Here is a 7,185-nt window from a genome sequence, read left to right as displayed (position 1 = left end):
AGATCACGCCGGCCTGGTCGGCCATGATGGCGCAAAAGGTCACGAAACCGATGACCAGTATCTTCGACGCGATGGTTACGGTGGGGTTGAGCCCCTTTAATAGGCCACTCTCGGATCGCATGGGGTCACTCTCGATTGTTGTTGCTATAAGGACATCGGCAGAGGCCGAGGATGTCCGATGCACGTCGGATGGGGCCGTTTGCATGCTGAGTCGCACTGAGCCGGAAGGCCGGCCCGGGAAGACGGAGCGCGGGGCCCCTCGAAAACGGCCCCGCTCATTGCCGAGCGAGGCCGAATCGTTTCGATCTCTTGTCAGGCAGCCACGCTGCCGTGCGGATCGATGACGAATTTCTTGGCGGCACCGCCATCGAAGTCGGCGTAGCCCTGCGGCGCCTGATCCAGGGTGATCATCTGCACGTTGACGGCGTCGGCGATGTTCACCTTGCCGAACAGGATCGCCTGCATCAGCGGACGGTGATACTTCATCACCGGGCACTGGCCGGTGTGGAAGCTGTGCGACTTGGCCCAGCCGAGGCCGAAGCGCATGCTCAGGCTGCCCTGCTGGGCGGCGGCGTCGGACGACCCCGGATCCTCGGTCACGTACAGGCCGGGGATGCCGATCTGGCCACCGGCGCGGGTCAGCGACATGGCGGAGTTCAGCACCGCGGCCGGCGCCTCCTGGCCGTGGTTGCAGCCGCAGGCATGGGCCTCGAAGCCGACGCAGTCGACGAAGGCATCGACCTCGCGCTCGCCGAGGATGACCTCGATCTTGTCGGCCATGTCGCCGTCTTCGGTCAGGTCGATGGTCTCGCAGCCGAAGCTGCGGGCCTGGGCCAGGCGGTCCTCGATCATGTCGCCGACGATGACACAGGCGGCACCCAGCAGCTGGGCGGAGACCGCGGCGGCCAGGCCGACCGGGCCGGCGCCAGCGATGTAGACGGTGGAGCCCGGGCCGACGCCGGCGGTGACGCAGCCGTGGAAGCCGGTCGGGAAGATGTCGGACAGCAGGGTCAGGTCCTTGATCTTCTCCATGGCCTGGTCGGCGTCCGGGAACTTCAGCAGGTTGAAGTCGGCGTAGGGGACCATGACGTATTCGGTCTGGCCACCGACCCAGCCGCCCATGTCGACGTAGCCGTAGGCCGCGCCCGGGCGTGACGGGTTGACGTTCAGGCAGATGCCGGTCTGGCCGGACTTGCAGTTGCGGCAGCGGCCGCAGGCGATGTTGAACGGCACCGAGACCATGTCGCCCGGGCTCAGGAATTCGACGTCGCGACCGCACTCGACCACGATGCCGGTGATCTCGTGCCCCAGCACCAAGCCTTCCGGCGCGGTGGTGCGGCCCCGCACCATGTGCTGGTCGCTGCCACAGATGTTGGTGGTGACGACCTTGAGGATCACGCCGTGTTCGCACTTGCGATTGCCGAGGGCGAGTTCCGGGTAGGCGATGGACTCGACGGCGACCTCGCCCGGGCCCTTGTAGACGACTCCGCGGTTGGCTGTGCTCATGATTGACTCCTGTTGTCCGGCTGAGACATCTAGGTATACGACCCCGGAGGCGCCACTAGGCTCGCCGGGTGGCAACGCAGCTTGCCAGGGATGTCTCGTCACCGATTGTTGTAGGCGCCCCTCGAGTCTAAGTAGGTCAAACACTGCGCCACATCGATTATTTCTCCGGACAGTTGATGAGCTGGTGTTATGACGTTGCTCTGCCGAGCCTCAGGAGCGTCGGCGGCCGGCGAAGCCTCGACAAAAAACAACTGTGCATGGATGACGTGCACCCGAGTCACCTCATCCTTAGTCAGGCTGCTTTATTATTTAATATCAACAATTTGGGTATATGTCTCGAATCGCGCCGCGGTGTGTGTCCGATGTGATCCAGTCGATGCTGAAAATGACATCACTCTACGTTCGACCGGAATGAAGTGATCGGCCTTGCCAAGATTGGTCAGGCGTCGAGCATCGCAATAACCAGCCAAGTAAAGAGCCAGTCAGCGTGACCTGGCTGGAATAAGCCTCTGCTGGGCCTTTTATTCATAACCCCCGGTCATGTTTTGGCGACAAAAAAGGTTTCTTCCGTGGAGATTGGATCGCTGTTTACTCTGATGGGCATGACCTTTGGTCGTGTCGCAATACTTCATACAACTAGGTGACGATATGAATTTCGATGGTATCTGGACGCCGGTCGTGACTCCCCTCGACGAGCAGGGCGCCCTTAAGCTGGAAGCACTGGATCTCTTGGTCGATACCCTGATTGAGCAGGGCGTCCATGGCCTGATCATCGGCGGTACCACTGGTGAGTACTACGCTCTGACCAAGGACGAACGCAAGCAGGTCTTCGACCGAGTTGTGGGCCATGCCAAGGGCCGCGTGCCACTGATGGCCGGTGTCAATGCTACTACCACCGAAGACAGCCTGGAGCTGGGTCAGTACGCCAAGGCCGCAGACTTCGACGCCGTCCTGGTCGCCGCGCCGTACTACTGCCAGCCGGCCCAAGATGAGTTGCTCACGCACATCGAGGCCGTCGACGACGCCCTCGACATGCCGATCATGCTCTACAACTTCCCCGACCGCACCGGCGTGCCGATGGAGTTCGATCTGATCGACGCCCTGCGCGCGCGCCCCAACATCCAGGCGATCAAGGAAAGCACCGGCTCCGTCGAGCGCATGCACGAGCTGGCCAACGACCACGCCGATCACATCCAGCTGAGCTGCGGTATGGACGACCAGGTGCTGGAGTTCTTCGTCTGGGGCGCCCGGAGCTGGGTCGCCGGGGCGTCCAACTTCCTGGCACCGGAGCACGTCGCGCTACACAAGGCCTGCGTCATCGACCAGGACTTCGTCGCCGGTCGCGAGCTGGCCGCACGTATCCTGCCGATCCTCAACCTGCTGGAGCAGGGTGGCAAGTTCTGCCAGTACATCAAGTACGGCTGCGAACTCGCCGACATGCCGGTGGGCAACGCGCGCCGTCCGTTGCTGCCGCTGAACGACGACGAGAAGGCCACCTTCAAGAGCGCCTACGAAGCCCTGGTCGCGCACCGCGGCTGATTCCACTCGGCGGAGGAGCCCTCATTCATGCAGCTGACATGCAACAAATTGCCCCAGAACGACGGGCGCTGTGGCTGGTACGAGACGCTGTCTGCGCCGGGGCCGTCTACGCCGCTCAAGGGCGAGGTCAAGGCCGACTGGGTCGTGCTGGGCGCCGGCCTGGCCGGCCTGGCCGCCGCCCGTCGGCTGGCCGAGCTACAGCCGGAAGCGTCCATCGCCCTGATCGATGCGCGCCGCATCGGCTTCGGTGCCGCCGGCCGCAACTCCGGCTTCATGATCGATCTGCCCCATGACCTCAACTCGCACGACTACACCGGCGACCGCTCCAACGATCTGCAGCAGATCTGCCTGAACCGCTCGGCGATCGACTACATGCGCGGGATCGTCAAGGGTCACGGCATCGACTGCGACTGGCGCGAGCAGGGCAAGCTGCACGGCGCGGTGGAAGAGCACGGCCAGCAGGCGCTGGAGGCCTTCACCAAGGGGCTCGACGGGCTCGGCGAAGCCTACCGCAAGCTCGACGCCGCCGAGATGAAGGCGGTGACCGGCACCGACTTCTTCAGGGCCGGCGTTCACGCCCCGGGCACCGTGCTGCTGCAGCCGGCGGCCCTGGTGCGCGGGCTGGGCGAGACCCTGCCCGAGAACGTGCAGCTGTTCGAGGATAGCCCGGTGCGGCGCATCGAGGTCGGCAAGCCGCATACGCTGGTCACCGACCAAGGTCGGCTGCAGTCTCCCCGACTGGTGCTGGCCAACAACGCCTATGCCTCTCAGTTCGGCGCCTTCAATCTCAAGGGCCGCATCCTGCCGATCTATACCTACGGCAGCTTGTCACGTCAGCTGAGCGACGACGAACTGGCGGCGCTCGGCGGTGATGAGAGCTGGGGGCTGATTCCGGCCGATCCCATGGGCACGACCCTGCGCCGGCTGGGCAGCGGACGTATCTGCGTGCGCCACACCTTCACTTACAACGCTGGCCTCAGTGCCGATCCCGGCAAGATGGAACGTATCCGTGCCGCCCATCGTCGCTCATTCGATGAGCGCTTCCCGATGCTGCCAGGTGTCGAGATGGAGTACACCTGGGGCGGGGCGCTGTGCGTCACGCGTAATGGCGGGACGCCGTTCGGTGAGCTAGCGCCCGGCGTATACAGCGCCCTGTGTCAGAACGGCCTGGGCCTGGCCCGAGGCACCATCACCGGCAAGCTGGCCGCCGAGTATGCTCTCGGCGTCGAGAGCGAGCAGCTCGACATCATGCTCAAGCAGCCCAAGCCGGTTGCCAATCCGCCGGAGCCCTTCCTGGGGCTAGGGATCAGTTCGACCCTCGCCTGGAAAGAATGGAAGGCCGGCAAAGAACTCTGATTTCCCTCACACACGAATCACGATCCGGAGGAGCAAAACAATGTCCGATATCCTCACGAAAGACGCCATCGCCCAGCAGGTCGAACGCTTGGAGTTCCGCAACCTGGCCTTCATCGACGGTCGCTTCGTCGCCGCACGTTCCGGCGAGACCTTCGAGACCCTGAACCCTGCCACCGGCAAGGTGCTGACCGAGGTCGCCGCCTGCGGCGAGGAGGACGTGGATCTGGCCGTCCAGGCCGCCCGTCGTGCCTTCGAGTCCGGCGTCTGGTCGGGCTTGGCGCCCGCCGAGCGCAAGGCGATCATGCAGCGCTTCGCCGACCTGATCGAGGAGCACACCCTGGAGCTGGCCGTGCTGGAGGCCCTCGAGGCAGGCAAGCCGATCGGCGAGTGCTTCAACGTTGACATTCCCGATACCGCCAACACCATTCGCTGGCACGCCGAGGCCGCCGACAAGCTCTACGATGCCGTGGCGCCCACCGAGCCGGGCGTGGTGGCCACCGTGACCCGCGAGCCGATCGGCGTGGTAGGCGCGGTGCTGCCGTGGAACTTCCCCGCCATGATGGCTGGCTGGAAGCTGGGACCGGCGCTGATTACCGGCAACAGCGTGGTGCTCAAGCCCGCCGAGCTGACCTCGCTCAGCACCACCCGCCTCGCCGAGCTGGCCCATGAAGCGGGCATCCCAGCCGGCGTGTTGAATGTGGTGACCGGTCTGGGCCACGTGGCCGGGAAGGCGATCGGCCTGCACCCGGACATCGACCTGTCCGCCTTCACCGGCTCCACCGAGGTCGGCCGCAAATTCCTCGAGTACTCTGCCGCCAGCAACCTCAAGCGCGTGGTCCTCGAGTGCGGCGGTAAGAATCCCCAAGTGGTGATGCCTGACGTGAGCGACCTCAAGGCCGTGGCCGGCGATGTCCTGGCCTCTGCCTTCTGGAACATGGGTGAGAACTGCTCCGCCGGCTCGCGTCTGATCGTTCACCGCTCCATCAAGGACGCCCTGATCGACGAGCTGCAGGTCCAGCTGGCCTCCGACTGGGCCATGGGTGATCCGCTCGACCCCGACGTTCAGCTCGGTGCCCTGATCGAGGAGGCCCACATGGACAAGGTGCTCGGTCACATCCAGCAGGCCGAGTCCGAAGGGCTCAAGGCCGTCACCGGCGGCGAGCGTGTGCTGCAGGAGAGCGGCGGCTACTTCGTGCCGCCCACCATCTTCGACGACGTCTCCGCCGACGCCTCCGTGGCACGCGACGAGATCTTCGGCCCTGTGCTGGCCGTAATCCCGTTCGACACCGAGGAAGAGGCCATCGCCATTGCCAACGACACCTGTTACGGCCTGGCGGCCTCGCTGTGGAGCAACGACATCAACACCGTGCATCGCATGTCACGGGCGATCCGCGCCGGCACGGTCTCCGTGAACTGCTTCTCCGAGGGCGATATCACCACCCCGTTCGGCGGCTACAAGCAGTCCGGCTTCGGCGGCCGCGACAAGTCGGCCTATGCGCATGACCAGTACTGCGAGCTCAAGACCACCTGGATCCAGCTGGGCTGATCCGGCCTGAAGAATGACAAGATCGCGACTTGCCACCCTCAGCACCTGCCGGGGGTGGCAGCTTCCGTATAGGACGTTTTCTCATGAACAGCTTCGCTAGCACCGAATTCCTTAACCCCATCAATACGCAGACCTGGGCGAACGGCCGCCATCTGGTGCGCTGCCATAAGATCATCCAGGAAACGCAGGATGTCAGGACCTACTGTTTCACCATGCAGCAGCCGGTGCTGTTCTTCTTCAAGCCGGGGCAGTTCGTGACGATGGAGCTGGAGATCGACGGCGAGCAGGTGATGCGTTCCTACACGATCTCCAGCGCTCCGTCGATTCCCTATAGCTTCTCCGTCACGGTGAAGCGTGTGGCGGGAGGCGTGGTCTCTAATTGGCTGCATGACAATCTTCAGGAAGGGGATCTGGTTGCGGTGCATGGCCCGGTAGGGCAGTTCAATTGCATCGATCATTCCGCCGACAAGGTGCTATTTCTTTCCGGTGGCGTGGGCATTACTCCGGTGATGTCCATGGCGCGCTGGTTCTTCAATACCAACTCCGATGTCGACATGGTGTTCGCCCACAGTGCTCGAACGCCGAGTGACATCATCTACCGTGCGGAGCTGGACTATATGTCCACCCGTATCGATAACTTCAAGCTGCACCTGATCTGCGAGCGTACCGAAACGGGGCAGATATGGGGCGGTTATCGCGGATACTTGACCCGCGAGATGCTGCAGCTCATTGCGCCGGACTTTCTCGACCGTGAGATATTCTGCTGCGGACCGACACCCTATATGCGGGCGGTACGTCAGCTGCTTCAGGAAGCCGGATATGACTTCTCCCGCTATCACGAGGAGTCCTTCGGAGCGACGCCAGCCTCCGATATCGCCGTGGCCGAAGGGCATGCTGCCGAGGCCATGGAGCGGGATGAAGAGGCAGTGGAAGAGGCCCACTGGGTCACCTTTCAGGAGTCTGGCAAGTCGGTCCAGGTGGCCGGTGGCATCACGCTTCACGAGGCGGCCGTCAATGCCGATCTGACGATCCCCAAGGCCTGCGGGATGGGAGTCTGCGGCACCTGTCGGGTGCGCGTGCTGGAAGGGGAAACCACCATGGAACACAACGGCGGCATCAGCGAGGAGGAAATCGCCGAGGGCTATGTGCTGAGCTGCTGCACCACTGTCAAGGGGAGCGTGGAGGTGGAGTACTAAGTCGCAAGCGTGCCGGGCCAGAGCCTAGACTGCCCAAGGAGG

At 63.7% G+C, this 7,185-nt stretch carries 5 protein-coding genes; 4 read left to right on the top strand and 1 reads right to left on the bottom strand.

Translation table 11 applies throughout. The features are described from left to right. Window positions 1-312: 312 nt before the first annotated feature. Entirely contained in the window at window positions 313-1,506 is a 1,194-nt protein-coding gene (fdhA, locus tag NAT23_RS14385) for a formaldehyde dehydrogenase, glutathione-independent (protein ID WP_251929347.1), read from the bottom strand. Between the two features lie 648 nt (window positions 1,507-2,154). On the opposite strand from fdhA, the gene NAT23_RS14380 reads away from it, so the two are divergent. From NAT23_RS14380 to gbcB, 4 genes are all read left to right on the top strand, one after another. Continuing rightward, window positions 2,155-3,045 (top strand): dihydrodipicolinate synthase family protein, encoded by an 891-nt coding sequence (locus NAT23_RS14380; RefSeq protein ID WP_251929346.1) that lies wholly within the window; start codon window positions 2,155-2,157, stop codon window positions 3,043-3,045. Between the two features lie 27 nt (window positions 3,046-3,072). Beyond that, window positions 3,073-4,401, top strand: a complete 1,329-nt coding sequence (locus tag NAT23_RS14375) for an NAD(P)/FAD-dependent oxidoreductase (protein ID WP_251929345.1) — start codon at window positions 3,073-3,075, stop codon at window positions 4,399-4,401. A gap of 40 nt (window positions 4,402-4,441) precedes the next feature. Then, a complete protein-coding gene (locus tag NAT23_RS14370; protein ID WP_251929344.1) occupies window positions 4,442-5,947 on the top strand; it encodes an aldehyde dehydrogenase in 1,506 nt (501 codons plus the stop codon). Between the two features lie 83 nt (window positions 5,948-6,030). Continuing rightward, window positions 6,031-7,143: a glycine betaine monooxygenase reductase subunit gene (gene gbcB / locus NAT23_RS14365; RefSeq protein ID WP_251929343.1), complete on the top strand. Its 1,113-nt coding sequence runs from the start codon at window positions 6,031-6,033 to the stop codon at window positions 7,141-7,143. Window positions 7,144-7,185 lie beyond the last annotated feature (42 nt).

Source organism: Larsenimonas salina (genome assembly GCF_023736155.1).
Taxonomy (GTDB): domain Bacteria; phylum Pseudomonadota; class Gammaproteobacteria; order Pseudomonadales; family Halomonadaceae; genus Larsenimonas; species Larsenimonas salina.
This window is presented reverse-complemented; position numbering and strand designations above follow the sequence as displayed.